Annotated in this window: 15 protein-coding genes; 6 read left to right on the top strand and 9 right to left on the bottom strand. The window is 61.1% G+C overall.

From position 1 onward, the window contains the following. Positions 1 to 4: 4 nt before the first annotated feature. From FHS89_RS03960 to dusB, 7 genes are all read right to left on the bottom strand, one after another. The gene (locus FHS89_RS03960; protein ID WP_184008760.1) at positions 5 to 1,516 is read right to left on the bottom strand and encodes a TrkH family potassium uptake protein; all 1,512 of its coding nucleotides are present in this window, start codon (positions 1,514 to 1,516) and stop codon (positions 5 to 7) included. A gap of 6 nt (positions 1,517 to 1,522) precedes the next feature. Beyond that, positions 1,523 to 2,899, bottom strand: coding sequence for a Trk system potassium transporter TrkA (gene trkA, locus FHS89_RS03955; protein ID WP_184008758.1), 1,377 nt, complete (start codon positions 2,897 to 2,899; stop codon positions 1,523 to 1,525). 45 nt (positions 2,900 to 2,944) lie between these two features. Beyond that, positions 2,945 to 4,375 carry a nitrogen assimilation response regulator NtrX gene (gene ntrX, locus FHS89_RS03950; protein WP_184008755.1) on the bottom strand — a complete coding sequence of 477 codons (1,431 nt, stop codon included), beginning with the start codon at positions 4,373 to 4,375 and terminating at the stop codon, positions 2,945 to 2,947. Further along, positions 4,368 to 6,563 carry a sensor histidine kinase NtrY-like gene (locus tag FHS89_RS03945; RefSeq protein WP_184008753.1) on the bottom strand — a complete coding sequence of 732 codons (2,196 nt, stop codon included), beginning with the start codon at positions 6,561 to 6,563 and terminating at the stop codon, positions 4,368 to 4,370. Before FHS89_RS03945 ends, ntrX begins: the two co-directional genes overlap by 8 nt. A gap of 78 nt (positions 6,564 to 6,641) precedes the next feature. Further along, a complete protein-coding gene (gene ntrC, locus FHS89_RS03940; RefSeq protein WP_221229268.1) occupies positions 6,642 to 8,099 on the bottom strand; it encodes a nitrogen regulation protein NR(I) in 1,458 nt (485 codons plus the stop codon). After that, on the bottom strand, positions 8,096 to 9,178 hold the full coding sequence (locus tag FHS89_RS03935; protein WP_184008749.1) for a two-component system sensor histidine kinase NtrB: 1,083 nt from the start codon (positions 9,176 to 9,178) through the stop codon (positions 8,096 to 8,098). Before FHS89_RS03935 ends, ntrC begins: the two co-directional genes overlap by 4 nt. Then, positions 9,175 to 10,161, bottom strand: a complete 987-nt coding sequence (gene dusB, locus FHS89_RS03930; protein ID WP_184008747.1) for a tRNA dihydrouridine synthase DusB — start codon at positions 10,159 to 10,161, stop codon at positions 9,175 to 9,177. The genes FHS89_RS03935 and dusB overlap by 4 nt, the downstream gene beginning before the upstream one ends. A gap of 130 nt (positions 10,162 to 10,291) precedes the next feature. On the opposite strand from dusB, the gene FHS89_RS03925 reads away from it, so the two are divergent. From FHS89_RS03925 to FHS89_RS03910, 4 genes are all read left to right on the top strand, one after another. Continuing rightward, positions 10,292 to 11,434, top strand: coding sequence for a bifunctional 2-C-methyl-D-erythritol 4-phosphate cytidylyltransferase/2-C-methyl-D-erythritol 2,4-cyclodiphosphate synthase (locus FHS89_RS03925; protein WP_184008745.1), 1,143 nt, complete (start codon positions 10,292 to 10,294; stop codon positions 11,432 to 11,434). Further along, entirely contained in the window at positions 11,431 to 11,928 is a 498-nt protein-coding gene (locus FHS89_RS03920) for a phosphatidylglycerophosphatase A family protein (protein ID WP_184008743.1), read from the top strand. Before FHS89_RS03925 ends, FHS89_RS03920 begins: the two co-directional genes overlap by 4 nt. After that, the gene (locus FHS89_RS03915) at positions 11,925 to 12,404 is read left to right on the top strand and encodes a CinA family protein (RefSeq protein ID WP_184008741.1); all 480 of its coding nucleotides are present in this window, start codon (positions 11,925 to 11,927) and stop codon (positions 12,402 to 12,404) included. The genes FHS89_RS03920 and FHS89_RS03915 overlap by 4 nt, the downstream gene beginning before the upstream one ends. A 148-nt stretch (positions 12,405 to 12,552) precedes the next feature. Continuing rightward, complete coding sequence (locus FHS89_RS03910) at positions 12,553 to 13,716, top strand: ammonium transporter (RefSeq protein ID WP_184008739.1); 1,164 nt, start codon at positions 12,553 to 12,555, stop codon at positions 13,714 to 13,716. 41 nt (positions 13,717 to 13,757) lie between these two features. Here the strand turns inward: FHS89_RS03910 and FHS89_RS03905 are convergent, their stop codons facing one another. Continuing rightward, positions 13,758 to 14,207, bottom strand: a complete 450-nt coding sequence (locus FHS89_RS03905) for a type II toxin-antitoxin system RatA family toxin (RefSeq protein ID WP_184008737.1) — start codon at positions 14,205 to 14,207, stop codon at positions 13,758 to 13,760. A 110-nt stretch (positions 14,208 to 14,317) separates the two neighbouring features. On the opposite strand from FHS89_RS03905, the gene hpt reads away from it, so the two are divergent. Continuing rightward, complete coding sequence (hpt, locus tag FHS89_RS03900) at positions 14,318 to 14,857, top strand: hypoxanthine phosphoribosyltransferase (RefSeq protein WP_184008735.1); 540 nt, start codon at positions 14,318 to 14,320, stop codon at positions 14,855 to 14,857. Between the two features lie 70 nt (positions 14,858 to 14,927). Continuing rightward, entirely contained in the window at positions 14,928 to 15,464 is a 537-nt protein-coding gene (locus FHS89_RS03895; protein WP_184008733.1) for a CBS domain-containing protein, read from the top strand. A 71-nt stretch (positions 15,465 to 15,535) separates the two neighbouring features. Here FHS89_RS03895 and lipA read toward each other — a convergent pair whose 3' ends face one another. Beyond that, positions 15,536 to 16,501: a lipoyl synthase gene (gene lipA / locus FHS89_RS03890; RefSeq protein WP_184008731.1), complete on the bottom strand. Its 966-nt coding sequence runs from the start codon at positions 16,499 to 16,501 to the stop codon at positions 15,536 to 15,538. Between the last annotated feature and the right edge of the window lie 107 nt (positions 16,502 to 16,608).

Raw genomic sequence — 16,608 nt, 5'->3', positions numbered from 1 at the left:
ATCCTTAGCGTCGCCAGAAGGTCGGATCGAACAGTGCGATCAGCGCCAGCGCCTCAAGCCGACCAAGGATCATCGTGGCACAGAGGATCAATTGCGCCTCAGAACTGAGGGAGCCGAACAGAACCGGCGTTTCCATGATCAGGGTGACGCCCGGCCCGGTATTGGACAGGCTGACAACGGCAAGCTGCATCGCGGTGACCATATCAATCCCCGTCAGCGCCAGCGCCAGCATCGACACCGCGATAGAGAGCAGAAAGAGCATCAGAAACACCCACGCGATAAAGGCCCCTTCCCGCCGGATGCGCCGCTGCGCCTGCCCTGCCCCGGCTACGGAATTTGGCAAGGTCAGACGCTCCATCTCCCGTATCCCGTGTTTGTAGAGCGCATAGACGCGCAAAAGCTTGATCCCGCCCGCGGTGCTCGCCACCCCTCCCCCCATCGCGGCAAGCGCCATGAACAATAGCCCCGGTGTTTCCAGCCCGGACCACGCTTGTGCTGTGTCCCAAAACGCGCTTTGCCCGCCCATCGTGGTCAGAAAGCTTAGCACCGTGAACATCAGACCCCACGCCGCTTCAAATGCCTGCGAAAAGCCTCCAAGCGCCTCAACCTCGATCGCTCCGATGAAATGGCGGATGAACAGAAAGCCCGGAACGATCATCAGGATGGACAGCAGCATCCGCAATTCCACATCCCGCCGGACTTCTCGCGGGTTGCGGCGGCGGGAGGCGTCAAACACAAAGCCACTCGCCGCACAGATAAGAAACACGGCGATGACCATCTCCACCAGCATCCCGCTGTCCCCGCTGATCGGGCCAGACATATGCGTGATGCCGCTTGTGGAGATCACCGCCATCGCGGTGAGTGCCGCAGAAAACCCGTCTTGCCCCGCAAAAAGCAACATCAGAAACAAAAGGGCCGTCAGCCCGCCATAGATCGGGGTCAGCTGCCGGGCGGTGCGCAAGAGCCGGTCGCCCCCTTGCAATAGCCGCTGGCCGCTATTGGCGCCCCCTGCCTGCGCGCCGTGAATGGCGGAGCGGATTTCAAACCCGCCGATATCCAGCGGCGCCATGATCGCTAACGCCGCCAGAACGATCAGATATCCCCCCATCCACCCGATCATCCCGCGCCACAGATGGATCGTTTCAGGGATCACATTCGGATTGCTGAACACCGTGGCCCCGGTCGTGGTGAGGCTCGATACCATCTCGAAATACCCGCCCAGAAAACTCAGCGCAGGCAGGCGTACGACGATGGGAATGCACAGAATTGCGGGCAACACCACGAAAGTGGCCACAATCGCCAAAAGATGCGACCGCGCATGTCCGCGCACATGCCGATTGGCCAAGGACAGGCCGATCAGCACGGCGGAGAACAGGATCAGCACGCCACAATACAGGAATAGCCGCGCCGAGGCGAAATCGCCCACCGATGCCCCATAAAAGGTCGGCACGAACATCGCCGCCCCCGACACCGCGATGACATAGACGAAAAAGGGAAAGCGGCGCCAGGGCAGCATGACGGATCAGAAAAAGTCGATGGAGACGCGGAACAACTGCTCCACCTGTGGCACCTGCCGCGCCATGGCGAACACGATCAGCACGTCCGTCTCTTCGATCAGCGTATCGCTGCGCGGGATCACGACCTGTTTGCCCTTGACGACAGCCCCGATCATCGCGCCTTCGGGCAGGTTGGTGTCGCGCACGCGCTTGCCCGCGATGGGGGATGTGGACAGCACCTGCGCTTCGATCACTTCGGCCTCTGCATCACCGATGGAATAGACCGCGCGCACCCGGCCATGGCGCACATGGCGCAGGATGGAGGACACGGTGGTAGCGCGGGGGTTGATATAGGCATCCACGCCAAGCGGCTTCATCAACGGCACAAGGCTCGGATCGTTGATCAGACAAACGGTGAGCGGCGCGCCCATCGTTTTGGCGCGTGCGCAGGATAGAAGGTTCGTCTTGTCATCATCGGTCACCGCCATGAACGCATCGGTGGAGGTGATGCCCGCCTCCTCCAGCATATCAATCGACAACCCGTCCCCATGCAAAACGATTGTCCGGTCGAGCTTGTCCGCGGCGAATTCCGCGCGGGCGCGGTCCCGCTCGACAATCTTGGTGCGCGGGCGGCTTGGCAGTGCCTCCAACGCACTCGCGACAGACAGGCCGACATTGCCGGCCCCCACAATCAGATTGCGTTTGCCGACCTGCGTGGACTTGCCAAAAATCTCCAGCATGCGCGGAATATCGCCCTCATCGGTGACGACATAAATCTGATCGCCCGCGAATAGCTGATCATCGGAGAAGGCCGCGCGCAGTTTCGTCCCGCTGCGCACCCCCACGACATAGGCTTTGAGCGTTGAAAACAGCTCCGTCAACTGGCGCAAGGGCGTGTTCAGCACCGGGCAGTTTTCATCAAGTGTCAGCCCGATCAACTGCACCTTTCCGTCGGCAAAGCTCTGGATATCGAACGCAGACGGGGCTGCGAGCCGCTGCATCGCTGCATTCGCCACTTCGCGCTCGGGGGAGATGATGACGTCAATCGGCATGTGATCCTGCCGGTAGATATCCGCCCATTTCGGGTCCAGATAGCTTTGCGCCCGGACCCGCGCGATTTTGCGGGGCACCTTGAACACCGAGTGGGCGACCTGACAGGCGATCATGTTCACCTCATCGGAAAAGGTCGCCGCGATGATCATGTCACTGTCGCGCGCGCCCGCCTGTTCCAGCACATCAGGCAGCGACGCAAACCCAGTTACCCCGCCCACATCAAGGCTGTCGGTGATCCGACGGACCAGCGCGGGGTCATTATCCACCACCGTCACGTCATTGTTTTCCGACGAAAGATGCCGGGCGATTTGCCAGCCGACCTGACCCGCACCACAGACGATCACTTTCATGACTTATCCTTACTGTCGGGCCATGGGCCGCCTCAGCATCGAGTGTTACTCGGTTTCTTCGACTTCGTCCAACCGCGCGATGCGCGCGCCCCCCTTGGCCGTGGTCACGACGCTCAGCGCCTTGAGCTTGCGATGGAGCGCGGACCGCTCCATCCCGACAAAGGCCGCCGTGCGGGAGATATTGCCACCAAAGCGGTTGATCTGGGCGATCAGATATTCCCGCTCGAACACTTCGCGGGCCTCTCGCAGGGGCAGGCCCACGAGGGCCGCGTTGAGCGCCTCTGATCCGCTGGCCTGATCGCTGACCCGCTCACGCGGCAATTCCTCTAGGGAGATCGCCCCGCTTTCCGGCCCGAGGATCAACAAACGCTCCACCAGATTGCGCAACTGCCGGACATGGCCCGGCCATGGCATCGCTTGCAAGGTCGCGGCGGCTTCATCACTCAGCGCGCGCTTGGGCAAGCCTTGCTCGGTGTTCAGGCGCGCTGCGAAATAATCAAACAATTCCGGGATATCTTCGCAGCGCATATCGAGCCCCGGCACCTCCACCGGCACCACATTCAGCCGGTGATAGAGATCCTGCCGGAAGCGGCCTTCGGAAATTTCCTTCGGCAAATCCTTGTTGGTGGCGGAGATCAGACGCACATCGACGCGCACCGTGTCCGTGCCGCCAATGCGGGTAAAGGCCTGATCAAGCATCACGCGGAGAATCTTTGACTGGCTGCCGATTGGCATATCCGCCACTTCGTCAAAAAATAGCGTTCCGCCATGGGCCTTCTCAAAGAGGCCCGGATCATGGGGCCGGTCCTCATATTCGCGGCCAAACAGCACTTCCTCCATCCGGTCGGGAGAGACGGATGCCGAATTAACGGAGATAAACGGCCGCCCATGGCGGGCCGAATGGTCATGGATGAACCGGGCCGCAACCTCCTTGCCCGCGCCGGCAGGCCCGGTGAGCAGCACGCGCCCGTTGGACCGGGCCACCCGCTCCAATTGCGCCCGCAAGGCCCGCATCGCAGAGCCTGAGCCGATCAGATGGCTTTCCGTCTCCTCCCGCACCCGCAGGGCGGCATTCTCCCGCCGCAGTCGCGATGCTTCCAATGCGCGGTCCACCGTCATCAACAGCTTATCGGTGTTGAACGGCTTTTCGATGAAGTCGTAGGCGCCCTGTTTCACGGCAGCCACGGCAAGCTCGATATTCCCGTGGCCCGAGATGATGATCACGGGAACGGACGGATTGTCCCGCCGCACCGTTTTCAGAATTTCGATCCCGTCCAGACGGCTTTCTTTCAGCCAGATGTCGAGGATGATCAGATCGGGGGCGGCGCGGTTCACCTCTGCCAGTGCGCCATCGGCGTCCCACGCAACGCGGGTGCCGTGCCCTTCATCCGCGAGGATGTCCGACACGATCTCCCGGATGTCCTGTTCATCGTCCACAATCAGGATATCGCTATCCCGGCTCGTTCCATCATGCATGGAGCGCCTCATTCGTTTCTTCTGTTATGTCAGGGACCGCTGTCAGGGCTGCCGGAAAAACGATTTCCGCCACGGCCCCGGTCCCATTGTCGCTATTGCGCAGGTCAAGCGTGCCGTCATGGTCCTCAATGATCTTCTTGACGATAGCCAGCCCTAGCCCGGTGCCTTTTTCGCGGCTGGTCACATAGGGCTCAAACAGGCGCGCGGCCCCGCCATCGGGCAATCCGATCCCTGTATCCGTAATGGTGATCCGTGTCACATATGGATCACGGGTCAGGGCAAGATGTACCTCGCTTGGGCCATCGGCCTCTTGCGCCTCTACGGCCTCTGCCGCGTTCTTCAGTAAATTGCCAATCGCCTGCCCGATCTGCCCGCGATCAAGGCGCAAGATGACGGGCGCATCCGGCAGATCGGTTTCAAATCGGATATCGGGCGCCCCGTCCTGCCGCAGCAGCACGGCGTCACGGATCAGCGCACAGATATCTTCGGGCTTTTTCTCTGGCTCGGGCATCCGGGCGAATTTCGAGAATTCATCGACGATGCGGCGCAGGTCATTGGTTTGGCGCACGATCACGTCCGCAATTTGCTCAAACCCGTCGCGTCCCTCATCAATCTGCTTGGCATATTTTCGCTTCATCCGTTCGGCGGAAAGCTGGATCGGGGTGAGCGGGTTCTTGATCTCATGCGCGATGCGGCGCGCCACATCCCCCCACGCGGCCATCCGCTGCGCGCTCATCAGATCGGTGATGCTGTCAAAGGTCACGACATAGCCGAAATGGTCCTCGTCCACCTTGTGCCGCGTGATGCGGATCAACAGGTCTTCGGCCCGTTTTTGTGTCGTGATTTGAAGCTGTTGCTGGGCGACTTTCCCATCGCCAAGCCCAGCCATAAGGGCCGCGAATTCCGGTTGCACCTCGTCCAGCATCCGGCCTGTGTAATCCTCATCGCCAAGCGTCAACAGACCGCGCGCGGCGTCATTGATCACGTCGATCCGACCTGTTTCATCAAGCCCGATGACACCCGCCGACACGCCCGACAACACCGCCTCAAACACCCGGCGGCGGCGGTCGCTTTCATTCCGCGCCACAATCAGCGCGTCGCGCTGGCGTTTGACCTGACTGGTCATGCGGTTGAACACGCGGCTGAGCATGGCGATCTCGTCATCGCCCTCCTCCTCACGCACGCGCACGTCCAAATCCCCTGCCCCGACCCGTTGCGCCGCCCCGGCCAGCCGTGCGACGGGCCGCGCCAACCGGTCGGCAAACCAGAACGCGAGCCAGATCGCGCCCAAGATCACGATCACCGCAAAGCCGATATAAATCAGCGCAAAGCGGAACAGGAGCCCGCCCCGCTCTCCCTCCAACTCCTCATAGAGGGTGACGGTCGCACGGGTTTCGTCCAGCAATTCAAGGATTTGGCCGTCCACTTCCCGCGTGACATAAAGGTAGCGATCGACAAACGAGGTCAGATGAACGAGCGCGCGAAATTCGTTGTTCTCCCAATCCTCAAGGATCACGATCTGCCCCGCACGCGCGATGCGCAGATCGGACTCGGAGGGCTGCTCATAGTCGAACAGATAGCTGAGCACGCCCCGCGCACGCAGCGCCCCGCCCCCGTCGATGATATAGGCCTCGCTCAATTCGCGCTGCATCTGCTGTTGCCCGGTGGACAGCAATTCGCGCAGGTCCGCCGGATCAATGAACGGATACCGATCCTTGTTACGGTTGATGTAATTGGCAAGCACGGCGGCATCAACGCGCAAATCCTCGCGATGTTCGCTCTGATAGGCTTCCGCCGCTTCTAAAGAATTTCCAACAACCGATTGAACACGCTCAGAAAACCAGCTTTCCAAGCCAAAATTGATCGTCGCCACCGCAAAGAGCGCCACAAGGATCGTCGGCGCCAGTGCCACCAGCGCGAACACGCCCGTCAGCCGCGTATGCAATCGCGACCCTGCCGATTTCGCGCGCCGGGCAGCGACGGCTTCGGCCACGCGGCGCGCGATCAATCCGGCGATCAGCAGCAGATAAATGAGGTCCGCCGTCAGGATGATCCGCAGCGATGGCGCGGATACTGGCGTGTCGATATGGCCGAATTCCAGAAAAGTGAGAACCGCAAGCACCGGCCCCAGCGCCACAAACCCGAACAGCGCAATGGTGCGCACGGACTCGCGGCGACTGAACAACATAAAGCGTTGCCATAGACGAAGGAAACTGCGGCGGCGGCGCGAGATCACGAGATGTCTTTCGGCCTTACTGTTGCGCGATTACATCAATTTCTTGCCGCGTGTGACCGGAATGTCAAGCTCGCGAATTTTCTTTCGCAGCGTATTGCGGTTGATCCCCAGCAATTCAGCGGTTTTCACCTGATTTCCGCGCGTCGCTGACAGGGCAAGCGCGATCAGCGGCATCTCCACCTCCCGGATGATCCGATCATAAAGGCCCGGCGGTGGCAATTCGTTGCCATGCAAGCTGAAATAGCGCTGCAAATGCCCTTCCACCGCCTGAGAGAGCTTCTGCCCCGATTGCGCCTTTGGCTCTGCTGCCATGGATGGGCGGGAGGCCACCTCCTGCTCCACTTCTGTCGCGGAGATCGTCTCATCCGGGCACAGCACGGCGAGACGGCGCATGAGGTTTTCAAGCTCGCGCACATTCCCAGCCCAGCTTTGCCGTTTCAGGGTCTCAAGCGCATCTTGCGTGATCCGCTTGCGGGGCAGTCCTTCCTCCTCCGCTCGGTTGAGGAAGGCGCGGGCCAGATCGGGGATATCCTCCAGCCGCTCGCGCAGGGGTGGCAGGCGCACGGGCACGACATTCAGACGATAAAACAGATCCTCGCGGAACTTGCCCTCGATGATCAGGGATTTCAGATCCTGATGGGTCGCGGCGATGATGCGCACATTGGCCGGGATCGCCTCCCGCCCGCCGACACGGGTAAATTCGCCCTCCTGCAACACGCGCAAGAGCCGGGTTTGCGCATCAAGCGGCATATCCCCGATCTCATCCAGAAACAGGGTTCCACCATTGCCAAGCTCGAACCGGCCCACATTCCGCTCCGTCGCGCCGGTAAACGCGCCTTTCTCATGGCCAAACAACTCAGCCTCGATCAATTCGCGCGGGATGGCGGCCATGTTCACGGCCACAAATGGCCCGTTCTTGCGGTGGCCAAAGTTATGGAGCGCGCGGGCGACCAGCTCCTTGCCTGTCCCGCTTTCCCCGCTGATCATCACAGACAGGTCGGTGTTCATCAGCCGCGCCATGATGCGGTAGACTTCCTGCATCGCGGGGCTGCGGCCAATGAGCGGCAGGTTTTCCTCCCGCTCCGGCGTGTCATCCACCACCGCCGCAGGTTTGCCGCCGGGCCGTTGGGCCAAACCCTTGCGCACCTGTTCCAGCAATTCTTTCAGGTCAAAGGGTTTCGGCAGGTATTCATAGGCCCCCGCTTCGGCTGCGCGAATGGCGGTCATCACCGTGTTCTGCGCGCTCATCACGATCACGGGCAAATCGGGGCGTTTCTTGCGGATCGCGGGCAGCAGGTCGAGCGCGTCGCCATCGGGCATCATCACGTCAGAGACGACGACATCGCCCTCCCCTTCCTCGATCCAGCGCCACAGGGTGGTGGCAGAGCCCGTGGAGCGCACCCGGCAGCCCGCGCGGGTCAGCGCCTGCCCCAGCACGGTGCGAATGGCGCGGTCGTCATCAGCGAGGAGTATCGTTCCATCCATCAGCTTGCTCCTTTCCGCATACGCGGCTCTTTCCAAACGGGCAGCATCATACGGAATGTCGTCCATCCCGGATCGCTGTCATACTCGATCACGCCGCCATGATCGGCCATCACCTTGGACACCAGCGCAAGGCCAAGCCCGCTGCCCGCTGCCTTTGACGACACGAACGGCTCGAACAGGTCTTTCTTCAGATCCTCCGGCACGCCCTTTCCGTTGTCGGAAATGGAGATCTGCAAGGGCAGGCTTTCGCGCCCACCCCCAGGCAGGGCCATGGTCACACCGGGCCTATAGGCGGTGCGCAGGGTGATGATGCCGCCCACGGCGGGTGTGGCCTCTGCCGCGTTCTTGATCAGGTTCAGGATCACCTGCATCAACTGATCCTTGTCCCCGGCAGTGGGCGGGAGAGACGGATCATATTCCTCGATAAACCGGACATGCTTGGCAAATCCTGCTGCGGCGGACAGTTTCGCGCGGTTCAGGATGTCATGCACATTGACGGGCTGGCGCGCGGTCGGGCGCAGATCGCCGAAATGCTCCACCCGGTCCAGCAGTTTGGAGATGCGCGCCGTTTCCTCCCGGATCAGGGTTGTGAGTTCCTGATCCGCTTCTGACAGGTTCATTTCCAAAAGCTGTGCCGCGCCCGATATGCCCGCCAGCGGGTTCTTGATCTCATGGGCGAGCATCGCGGCCATCCCCGTCACCGTGCGCGCGGCAGACCGGTGGGACAGGCTGCGATCCATCTTCTCCGCGATGCTGCGCGGCTGGATCAGGATGAGGATATCTTCACCCCGTTCATAGACAGGTGCGGCGTGGATATGAGCCGTGCGCGGCGGCATATCGAGCCACATGATATCAATGTCATGCTGGGCAAAGGACACGCCCGCGCGCCGCACTTGCCCGACCAAATCCATCAGCGCGCCATCCTCCCCACAAAAGCGGGAGAATTTCCGGCCCACAAGCGCCCGTTGGGACTGTGCCGCGAAATGCTCCGCCGCGATATTGGCGGATACGATCACACCAGCCTTGTCGATGACGAAGGCGGGATAGGGAATGGCGTTCCAGACAGGTTCAAACGCGGTCATGCGGCCTCCTCCAGCGGATGCGGGCCAAAGGCATCCGCGAACAGGGAAAGCGCCTTTTGCGGGCTTTCCGCCGTCAACACCGCGCGGCGCAGCAGCGCGGGTGTCTGCGCGTCATCCATGTACCAGCCAAGGTGCTTGCGCGCGCATTTCAGGCCCAATGGCACCCCATAAAAGGACAACATCGCCTCGTAATGCTCTGAAATCATGTCGATTAGCTCATCACCCGTTGGCACATCAGGTTGCGTGCTGCCCATCAGATCAGCGGTGACTTGCGCCAGCAGCCATGGCCGCCCCTGCGCGCCGCGCCCGATCATCACGCCTTGCGCCCCGCTCTGCCCCAGGGCCTGTCTTGCCGTCCGGCTGTCCACGATATCACCATTGGCGATCACGGGGACGGAGACGGCCTCCACCACGTCACGGATCGCGGCCCAATCGGCCCGTCCCTTGTAGAATTGGCATCGGGTGCGGCCATGGATCGTGATCATCTGCACGCCTGCCCCTTCGGCCCGGCGGGCGATTTCGGGAGCGTTGAGCATCTCATCATCCCAGCCAAGCCGGGTTTTCAGCGTCACCGGCACGTCAACCGCGCCCACCACCGCCTCAATCAATGTCAGCGCATGGTTCGGATCGCGCATCAACGCGCTGCCGGAATAGCCATTGGTGACCTTTTTGGCCGGGCAGCCCATATTGATGTCGATCACCCGCGCGCCCTGCCCGGCGCAGTATTTCGCGGCCTCAGCCATCCAATAGGCGTCATTCCCTGCAATCTGGACGGAGGCGGCTTCGAGATCGCCGCAAATCTCCGCCTTTCCGCGGGCTTCGGGACGGGCCTGCACGACCTCCTGACTGGCGACCATTTCGGACACGACCAGCCCCGCGCCGAACCGGGCGACCAATTTACGATAGGGCAAATCCGTAATTCCCGCCAAAGGTGCAAGAAAAACAGGCGATGGTGTCGCGAGTGATCCGATCTGAATGGTCACATGCTTATTCCTTGTGCAGCTAAGCTCGGATAGCGTAGCACTGCCTTTAAATCAAGCATCCGCGCGCGCTGCTTGCCGCTGGTTTCAAAAAACGGCATCCTCGCGCTGGAAACGAAAAGGTTGGCCAGACATGCGCATCGCCGCACTTATCGTCGCCGCCGGGCGCGGCACGCGCGCCGGGCAGCCGGGGCCGAAGCAATATGTACCGGTCGCGGGTCAACCGATCCTGCGCTGGACGCTGGATCACCTGCTTGCCCATCCGCGCATCACCGATCTGCAAGTGGTGATCCATGCCGATGATCGCCGCCCCTATCGCGCGGCGACGCCGGATGATCTGCGCCTGCATCCCCCTGTCATCGGGGGGGAGACACGGTCCGCCTCCGTTCGGGCTGGGCTTGATGCGCTGGTACCCCTGCGGCCCGATATCGTGCTCATCCATGACGCGGCGCGCCCTTTTGTGCCTCCATCGGTGGTTGACGGCCTGATTGCGGCGCTTGAGCACGCCCATGGTGCCTGCCCGGTGCTGCCGGTGGTGGATGCGCTGTGGCAAGGGGCCGATACGCTCGACTATAGCGTCAGCCGCGATCACCTGTTGCGGGCGCAAACGCCTCAGGCATTTCAGTTCGACGCGATCCATGCCGCGCACCGCGCCGTGCTGCGCGACTTGCCCGATGATGTGGCGATTGCCCGCGCTGAGGGGATTTCGGTTGCGTCCGTGCCCGGATCGGAGGATTTGTTCAAGATCACCACGCCCGGCGATTTTGCTCGGGCTGAGCAGTATGTGAGGCAGCGTATGGATTTTCGCACTGGCACCGGGTTTGACGTGCATGCATTCGAGGATGGCGACGTGGTCACCCTCTGTGGCATCGACATTCCCCACACCCATAAGCTGAAGGGCCATTCCGACGCGGATGTCGCCATGCACACCATCACCGACGCGCTGTTTGGCGCGATTGCAGAAGGCGATATCGGGCGCTGGTTTCCGCCCTCCGACCCACAGTGGAAGGGTGCGGCCTCTCATATCTTTCTGGACAAGGCGGTGGAGCGGATCGCCGCGCGCGGCGGACGGATCGGCAATATCGACTGCACGATCATCTGCGAATTCCCCAAAATCACCCCTCATGCCGACGCGATGCGCGCGAAAATCGCGGAGATCTGCAAAATCGAGCTGGACCGGGTGAGCATCAAGGCAACCACATCCGAACGGCTTGGCTTTACCGGCCGGGGTGAAGGGATCGCCGCGATGGCAACGGCAACGGTGGTGCTGCCATGACCCTGACACGCGCGATCACGGTTTGGTTTGGGGCGGGCCTTCTGCCCAAGGCACCCGGGACATGGGGGAGCCTCGCAGCCCTGCCCCTTGCATGGGGTTTGCATTGGCTCGGTGGATTTCCCCTGTTGCTGGTGGCGACGGTGGTTGTGTTTGCCGTCGGGCTTTGGGCGACGCGGGTGGAGACCGCTGGGCGCGCGGATCACGACCCGTCAGAGATTGTCGTTGATGAGGTTGTCGGCCAGTGGATCGCCCTTTGGGGCTTGTCGGCGGGTCTATGGGTCACGGGGGCCGCACCGCACGTCTTTCCATGGCCCGGTGTGGTGATGGGCTTTGTCCTGTTTCGGCTTCTGGACATCTCCAAACCTTGGCCGGTTTCCTATTTCGACCGGATGAAAACGCCCTTTGGCGTGATGATGGATGATGTGGTTGCAGGTGCGATTGTCGCGCTGACGACGCTGCTGGGCGCGGCCTTTTCCCATGGATGGCTGGGATGACCGCCGAGGAGCTGCTGGCCGCGGCCCGCGCAAAGGGTCTGATGATCGCCACGGCGGAAAGCTGCACTGGCGGGCTTGTCGCCGCAGCTCTCACGGATGTGCCCGGCTCCTCAGACGTGTTCGACCGTGGATTTGTCACCTATTCCTACCCGTCGAAAGTGGCGCTTTTGGGTGTAGAGCAGGCCACGCTTGATGCGGTGGGCGCTGTGTCGGAAGAGGTCGCGCGGGAAATGGCGGCAGGTGCGCTTGCGCATTCAGATGCACAAGTCACCGTCGCGATCACCGGAGTGGCCGGCCCCGGCGGGTCCGAGAGCAAGCCCGAGGGGTTGGTCCATTTCGCCGCCGCATCCGCTGCCGGGGTGGTGCATCGCGAAATGCGCTTCGGCCCGCTTGGCCGATCCCAAGTGCGGCGCGCAGCAGTTCAAACGGCGCTGGACATGCTGGGCGATGCGGTCAACGCCCTGCCTGCAAAATAGCCATTCTGCACAAATTTTCAGCAGACCGGCTGTAACTTGCTCCTTTTCCGCTGTTCCACACCGCCAAATTGTTGAACCGATCCGCAGGCCCAAGGCATCCCCACCGCAATGCTCCAAAAAGGGGCGATACTAGACTGGGGATATCAGAATGAATGGTGCGGATACCGCATGGATCATGGTCGCGACGGCCTTGGTCCTGTTTATGACCTTGCCGGGGCTTGCGCTCTTTTATGGTGGTCTTGTTCGGGCACGAAATGTGCTTTCAGTTTTTATGCATTGCATCTCGATCGCGTGTTTGATGAGCGTTTTGTGGCTCGCGTTCGGCTATTCCATCGCGTTTGGTGGTGGGGAGAGTGCGTATTGGGGCGGGCTGGACCGCATGTTCCTCAACGGTGTGGATGCCGACACGCTGTCCGGCACCCTGCCCGAGGTCGCGTTTTTCGCGTTCCAGATGACATTTGCGGTGATCACGCCCGCGCTGATCGTTGGCGCCTATGTGGAGCGGATCGGGTTCAGCTTTGTGATGCTGTTCTCCGGCCTTTGGATGCTGTTGTGCTACGCGCCTGTGGCGAACTGGATCTGGGGCGGCGGCTGGCTGGCCGAGATGGGCACGCTGGATTTCGCGGGCGGCATCGTCGTGCACGAAACCGCTGGGATCGCGGCGCTGGTGATCGCGGCTGTCCTTGGCCCCCGCGCGAATAAGGCCACCCCGCCGCACAATCCCGGCTATGTGATGCTGGGCGCGTCGATGCTTTGGGTCGGTTGGTTCGGCTTTAATGGCGGCTCGCAACTGGCCGCGGATGGTGGGGCTGCGATGGCGATCACGGTCACGCATATCTCTGCTGCGACTGCATCGCTCACTTGGGCGTTCTATGAGCGGATCAAGCATGGGAAGGCGTCGATGGTCGGGCTTGTCACAGGAACGATCGCGGGCCTTGCCTCCATCACGCCAGCGTCGGGCTTTGTCGGTCCGGTGGAGGCGCTGGTGATCGGCGGCGTGGCCGGTGTTCTCTGTCAAGAAGCCTGCGGTGTGGTCAAGAACATGCTCAAGATTGACGATACACTTGATGTGTTCGCCGTGCATGGCATTGGCGGCATTTTCGGGACAATCATGCTGGCCGTGCTCGGATACGCATCCTGGATGGCGCAGGGCGTGGCGCTGATCGCGGTTGGGGTGTTCACCCTCGTGGTGACGCTCCTCCTTGTCTATGTCTGCAAGGCGATCGTGCCGATGCGCGTGACGGCAGACGCGGAAACCGAAGGCCTGGATTTCGTCGCCCATGGCGAGCGGGCCTACGATATCCGCTCGTAACCCAAAAACAGGGCCGCGCCGATCCCGGCGTGGCCCCCGCCTTAACCGTAGAGCTTTTTGGCGCGCGCCTCGAATGCACCCACGATCCGGCGCATCGCTTCATTAAACACGACCCCGATCAGGGCCTGAAGCGTGCGGGATTTGAATTCGAAATCCACATGAAAATCGACCTCGCACCGCCCGTCGTCGAGCGGTTTAAACGTCCAGTTGTTCACCAGATATTTAAACGGACCATCAAGGTATTCCACGTCGATCCGGCCGGCATCCGGCATCATGGTGACACGGGACGTAAACCGCTCCCGAAACACCTTGAAGGATATCACGAGATCCGCATCCACGACCTCCCCTCCCTCGGGCCGGGGCGTGCGGCTGCGAATGCGGCAGGCGCTGCACCATGGCAGGAATTGGGGATAAGCCTGAATATCCGCGATCAGCGCATACATCTGATCGGCGGTATAGGGCATGACACGGGTTTCACTGTGCTTTGGCATGGTGGCAGATATATGCACATGCGCGCAGGAGGAAACACGCCTGATTGTCGCGGGTGACAAATGATGGGCGGACGCTATGCTGCGCGCGTCACATTCCGCGGAGCAGCCCCATGACCGATCAACCCGCCTATGCCATCGACGAAATGATCTCCGCCAAGGAGATCGCTGCCCGTGTCGAAGGGCTCGCAAGGGATATCTCCGATCATTTTGCCGATACCGACAAGCTGACCGTGGTGGGGCTTTTGCGCGGCTCTTTCGTGTTCATCGCCGATCTGGTGCGGGAATTGGACCTGCCGGTGGAGGTCGATTTCATCGAAGCCTCCTCCTATGGCGACGGGATGGAATCGAGCCGGGAAGTGCGTATTCTCAAGGACTTGCGCGGAGAGATTGAGGGCCGCGATGTGCTGGTCGTCGAGGATATCGTCGATACTGGCTTCACGCTGCATCATGTGCTGCACCTGTTGCGCGCGCGCAATCCTGCGCGGCTGCAGGTCTGCGCGCTCCTCGATAAACCCTCACGGCGGGAGGTCGATATCGAGGCGACATGGACCGGTTTTCGCATCCCCGACAAATTCGTCGTCGGCTACGGCATCGACTACGCCCAACGCAATCGCAACCTGCCCTATATCGGGAAAGTGCGCTTTATGTGAACGATTTGCGCTCTAGATCGTTAACTCCTCAAGTGCGGCACACAGGCCGCAGCATGAAAAAGGAGCAGACATGTCAGAGCAATCACGCGCGATGAAGCTAAAGGACCGGCCCGAGTTTTCCAACAAACCCAAGCCGTTGACCACCACCCCGGATACAACCGTCAGCACCGCTGTCGGACAGATGGCGGCCCTGAACTATGGCTCCATCATGGTGAATGACGCGGGCGGCAAGCTGATTGGCGTGGTGACAGAGCGCGACATTCTGCGCCGCGTGGTCAATGAAGGGCGGGATCCGAACACGACGCTGGTCGAGGACATCATGACTCGCGATCCGCGCGTCGCAAAAGAAGACGATGATGTCACCGACTGGCTGCGGATCATGTCCAATGACCGGTTTCGTCGCCTGCCCGTCGTGGATGCCGAAGGCCGCGTACAGGTGGTGTTCACGCAAGGTGATTTCGTGTCCTACACATGGCCAGACCTCATTTATCAGGCGACCGAGTTGGCGAAAGCCTCTCTGCTGGATCGGTTCCCGCTCATTCTGATCGGGGGCGGGATCGCGGCCTATACGATTGTTATGGCTCTGATTTTTGGCAGCATGAGCTAAGCTGTACCGACACCCGAAAACGAAAAACGGCCCCAATACCGGGGCCGTCTCTGTATCGCATCACTGGCAAATTACGCCTTGGCCAGTTTGGCCAACCGCGCCTCCCGCAGCCGCACAAAATCATCCCCTGCATGATAGCTTGACCGGGTGAGCGGTGTCGCTGACACCATCAGGAAGCCCTTGCCATAAGCCGCTTTCTCATAGGCCTTGAACTCATCCGGAGTCACAAACCGATCCACCGCGTGGTGTTTCGGCGTCGGTTGGAGGTACTGACCGATCGTCAGGAAATCAATATTGGCGGAGCGCATGTCATCCATGACTTGCAGCACATCCGTGCGCCCTTCACCAAGGCCGACCATCAGGCCGGATTTGGTGAACATCGCGGGATCAAGCTCTTTCACCCGCTGCAACAGACGCAGGGAATGGAAATAGCGCGCGCCGGGGCGGACCTCGTGATAGAGGTGCGGCACCGTCTCAAGATTGTGGTTGAACACGTCCGGGCGTGCCTCCACCACGACCTCCAATGCGCGGTCATCGCATTTGAGGAAATCGGGCGTCAGAATTTCGATGGTCGTATCGGGTGTCTTGCGGCGGATGGCGCGGATCGTTTGCGCGAAATGCTCCGCCCCGCCATCTTCCAGATCGTCGCGGTCCACGGATGTGATCACAACGTGGTTCAGCCCCAGCTTGGCCACCGCATCGGCAACGCGCGCAGGCTCGAACACATCAAGGGTTTGAGGCTTGCCTGTTGCGACATTGCAGAAGGTGCAGCCACGGGTGCAAATCTCCCCCATGATCATCATCGTCGCGTGGCCCTGCGCCCAGCATTCGCCGGCATTGGGGCAGCCTGCTTCCTCACACACGGTGACGAGTTTATGTTCGCGCATGATTTTATGCGTCTCGAAATAGGCTTTCGAGGTCGGTGCCTTCACCCGGATCCAATCCGGTTTCTTGGGCTGGGCGTTGTCCTTGCGGTGGGCTTTTTCCGGATGGCGTTCCTGCGGGATCTTCAGATCGCGGGGCTTCAACTCGGACATGACATTCCTCCAACGGTTTCGTCTCGTTTAGCGTGTCCGACCCGTTTTGTCCAAGCAGGAAAGGGCCTTGCATAGCGGCACAGCGTCACGCGCAACACTCTCGTCAA

The sequence above is a fragment of the Rubricella aquisinus genome (genome assembly GCF_014199445.1).
In the GTDB taxonomy this organism is placed as follows: domain Bacteria; phylum Pseudomonadota; class Alphaproteobacteria; order Rhodobacterales; family Rhodobacteraceae; genus Rubricella; species Rubricella aquisinus.
This window is presented reverse-complemented; position numbering and strand designations above follow the sequence as displayed.

Bases quoted from the DNA above. Each gene is read 5' to 3' on its own strand.
- hpt (WP_184008735.1), top strand. From the start codon at position 14,318: ATGACCGATCAACCCGCCTATGCCATCGACGAAATGATCTCCGCCAAG.
- FHS89_RS03945 (WP_184008753.1), bottom strand. From the start codon at position 6,563: ATGTTGTTCAGTCGCCGCGAGTCCGTGCGCACCATTGCGCTGTTCGGG.
- FHS89_RS03895 (WP_184008733.1), top strand. From the start codon at position 14,928: ATGTCAGAGCAATCACGCGCGATGAAGCTAAAGGACCGGCCCGAGTTT.
- ntrX (WP_184008755.1), bottom strand. From the start codon at position 4,375: ATGCATGATGGAACGAGCCGGGATAGCGATATCCTGATTGTGGACGAT.
- FHS89_RS03910 (WP_184008739.1), top strand. From the start codon at position 12,553: ATGAATGGTGCGGATACCGCATGGATCATGGTCGCGACGGCCTTGGTC.
- trkA (WP_184008758.1), bottom strand. From the start codon at position 2,899: ATGAAAGTGATCGTCTGTGGTGCGGGTCAGGTCGGCTGGCAAATCGCC.
- FHS89_RS03915 (WP_184008741.1), top strand. From the start codon at position 11,925: ATGACCGCCGAGGAGCTGCTGGCCGCGGCCCGCGCAAAGGGTCTGATG.
- FHS89_RS03935 (WP_184008749.1), bottom strand. From the start codon at position 9,178: ATGACCGCGTTTGAACCTGTCTGGAACGCCATTCCCTATCCCGCCTTC.
- lipA (WP_184008731.1), bottom strand. From the start codon at position 16,501: ATGTCCGAGTTGAAGCCCCGCGATCTGAAGATCCCGCAGGAACGCCAT.
- FHS89_RS03905 (WP_184008737.1), bottom strand. From the start codon at position 14,207: ATGCCAAAGCACAGTGAAACCCGTGTCATGCCCTATACCGCCGATCAG.
- FHS89_RS03925 (WP_184008745.1), top strand. From the start codon at position 10,292: ATGCGCATCGCCGCACTTATCGTCGCCGCCGGGCGCGGCACGCGCGCC.
- FHS89_RS03920 (WP_184008743.1), top strand. From the start codon at position 11,431: ATGACCCTGACACGCGCGATCACGGTTTGGTTTGGGGCGGGCCTTCTG.
- FHS89_RS03960 (WP_184008760.1), bottom strand. From the start codon at position 1,516: ATGCTGCCCTGGCGCCGCTTTCCCTTTTTCGTCTATGTCATCGCGGTG.